General features: G+C 68.4%; 4 protein-coding genes, 1 tRNA gene and 1 pseudogene. 4 read left to right on the top strand and 2 right to left on the bottom strand.

The genetic code is table 11. From position 1 onward, the window contains the following. Positions 1-250 (bottom strand): annotated as a pseudogene (locus ACFWPJ_RS22335) (hypothetical protein); the annotation flags it as partial. A 58-nt stretch (positions 251-308) separates the two neighbouring features. On the opposite strand from ACFWPJ_RS22335, the gene ACFWPJ_RS22330 reads away from it, so the two are divergent. The 3 genes from ACFWPJ_RS22330 (at position 309) to ACFWPJ_RS22320 (ending at position 1,431) form a co-directional block, all read left to right on the top strand. Next, complete coding sequence (locus ACFWPJ_RS22330) at positions 309-848, top strand: tRNA adenosine deaminase-associated protein (protein ID WP_378854241.1); 540 nt, start codon at positions 309-311, stop codon at positions 846-848. An 11-nt stretch (positions 849-859) separates the two neighbouring features. Beyond that, positions 860-1,294 (top strand): nucleoside deaminase, encoded by a 435-nt coding sequence (locus tag ACFWPJ_RS22325; protein WP_378854249.1) that lies wholly within the window; start codon positions 860-862, stop codon positions 1,292-1,294. A gap of 46 nt (positions 1,295-1,340) precedes the next feature. After that, positions 1,341-1,431: transfer RNA gene (locus tag ACFWPJ_RS22320), tRNA-Ser, on the top strand. A 37-nt stretch (positions 1,432-1,468) separates the two neighbouring features. On the opposite strand, the gene ACFWPJ_RS22315 is transcribed toward ACFWPJ_RS22320, so the two are convergent. Continuing rightward, positions 1,469-1,591: a hypothetical protein gene (locus tag ACFWPJ_RS22315; protein ID WP_378854239.1), complete on the bottom strand. Its 123-nt coding sequence runs from the start codon at positions 1,589-1,591 to the stop codon at positions 1,469-1,471. Positions 1,592-1,764: 173 nt separating this feature from the next. Here ACFWPJ_RS22315 and ACFWPJ_RS22310 point away from each other — a divergent pair, with 173 nt between their 5' ends. Then, complete coding sequence (locus tag ACFWPJ_RS22310; protein ID WP_378854237.1) at positions 1,765-1,959, top strand: hypothetical protein; 195 nt, start codon at positions 1,765-1,767, stop codon at positions 1,957-1,959. Positions 1,960-2,029: the final 70 nt, after the last annotated feature.

Genomic DNA, 2,029 nt, shown 5'->3' with positions numbered 1-2,029 from the left:
GGTGGTGGGGGCCGCGGGCGGCCCGCGGCCCCGCGCGCACTCGGGGGGGGGGGGGGGGGGGGCCCGGGCGCCGCCCCGCGCCCCCCCCGCCCGAGAGGTCGCCCCCCCCCCCCCCCCCCGCCTCCGCACCCGAATCCGACCGGTTGTAACCGAACGCGTCGTACCCCGCCGCGACCGCGGCGCGCAGCAACGAACCGCCGATCAAGCCGGTTCCGAGGACGCAGACAGGGGCACGCTGGTCGAGGGTCATCGGAACAGATTGGCACACGAGTTCATCATTACGGGCGGGACAGACTACCGTTTGGTCCATGGCAGCACAGCGCTCGGGCTCGAACAGGGCGACGTCGGATGACGACTTCGACGTCGAAGGGTTCGCCATGGCGGTGGTCCGCGAAGAAGGCACGTGGCGATGCAGTCCACTGAGCCAGGACGCGCTCGTGGATCTGTCGGCCGCCGAGACCGAATTGAAGGCATTGCGCAGCTCGGGGGCGGTATTCGGGCTACTCGACGTCGATGACGAGTTCTTCATCGTGTTGCGCCCGGCGCCGAGCGGCACCCGCCTGCTCGTCTCGGACGCGACCGCCGCGATCGACTACGACATCGCCGCCGACGTCCTCGACGCGCTCAACGTCGAGATCCCCGACATCGACCCCGACGAACTCGACGACATCGAACCGTGGGAAGAGGGCGACCTCGGCGTCCTGGCCGACCTCGGCCTGCCGGAACCGGTGCTCGCCGTGATCCTCGCCGAGACCGACCTCTACCCCGACGAGCAGCTCGGCATGATCGCCCAGCGGCTCGGCTTCGCCACCGAATTCGCGGCCGTCCTGGACAAACTGCCTCGGTGACCGACGAAGACATGGTGCGCGCCGCGATCGCGGCCGCCAAGGGCGCCGACCCGCGCGATGTCCCGGTCGGCGCCGTCGTCTTCGATGCCGACGGCCGTGAACTCGCGCGCGCGACGAACGCCAGGGAAGCCCTCGGCGACCCCACCGCGCACGCCGAGATCCTCGCCCTGCGCGCCGCCGCTGCCGTCCACGGCGACGGCTGGCGGCTCGAAGGCGCGACCCTGGCCGTCACCCTGGAACCGTGCACCATGTGCGCCGGCGCGCTCGTGCTGGCCAGGGTCGGCAAGGTTGTCTTCGGCGCCTGGGAACCCAAGACCGGCGCCGTCGGCTCGCTCTGGGATGTCGTGCGCGATCGCCGACTCAACCACCGGCCGCAGGTCCGCGGCGGCATCCTCGAACCCGAGTGCGCCGCCCTCCTCGACGATTTCTTCCGAACCCAGCGCTGACCAGCCGATTTAACGATCAGGCACCCCCTCCGGTATCGTAGTCGGCGGTGGCGTGTCCGAGCGGCCTAAGGAGCACGCCTCGAAAGCGTGTGACGGGTAACCCCCGTCCGAGGGTTCAAATCCCTCCGCCACCGCCACAAGCCCCCCACCTGTCAACGCAGGTGGGGGGCTTTTCTAGTAGGCGTCGATGAGCGGTAGCCGCATCTCGAACCGGGCACCGGTGCCGAGGTTGACGGCGGTGAGCGCGCCTCGGTGCGCGTGCGCCCGACGCCAAGCCGAGGACGCGGTCCTGCTCATCGCCGAGGGCGGTCAGCAGCGACCAGGACAGCCATCTGTTTCCTCCACGCATCTCACGGTAGTTCGCCCGAGCTGCCGACCTCGCCGCATCAGGCGGCGGTTCGGTCGACGTCATTGTTTTGTCACTGCTCTGATGGGCGTATAGGTACTGGTCGGGCGATAGAAAGGAGGACATGAGTAGAGAAGGAAAGATCGCCGTGGACCGGCGAACGATGCTCGGCGCATTGGCGATCGGCGGCGCGGGAGCGCTCAGTATCGGCGGATTTCTCCTCACCGAGAACATCATCGGACCCCAGCGACTCACCGCTCGGGCCATCGTCGATCGGTTTCAGAACCTCCACGGAGTGTTTCCTGGATTCCGGCGCTAAGACAGCATAGGCGGCTGTCACATATATACAATACCCAGCCCACGACTCCCTAAATCATGTGGCTTTGCGT

Origin of the sequence: Nocardia sp. NPDC058497 (assembly GCF_042720195.1) — a bacterium.
Classification (GTDB): domain Bacteria; phylum Actinomycetota; class Actinomycetes; order Mycobacteriales; family Mycobacteriaceae; genus Nocardia.
Note: the sequence above shows the minus strand (reverse complement) of the source record. Positions and strands in the feature narration are given on the sequence as shown.

What these genes read in the sequence shown, in the direction of transcription:
- ACFWPJ_RS22315 (WP_378854239.1), bottom strand. Translation starts at nt 1,591, where the DNA reads ATGAGCAGGACCGCGTCCTCGGCTTGGCGTCGGGCGCACGCGCACCGA.
- ACFWPJ_RS22310 (WP_378854237.1), top strand. Translation starts at nt 1,765, where the DNA reads ATGAGTAGAGAAGGAAAGATCGCCGTGGACCGGCGAACGATGCTCGGC.
- ACFWPJ_RS22330 (WP_378854241.1), top strand. Translation starts at nt 309, where the DNA reads ATGGCAGCACAGCGCTCGGGCTCGAACAGGGCGACGTCGGATGACGAC.
- ACFWPJ_RS22325 (WP_378854249.1), top strand. Translation starts at nt 860, where the DNA reads ATGGTGCGCGCCGCGATCGCGGCCGCCAAGGGCGCCGACCCGCGCGAT.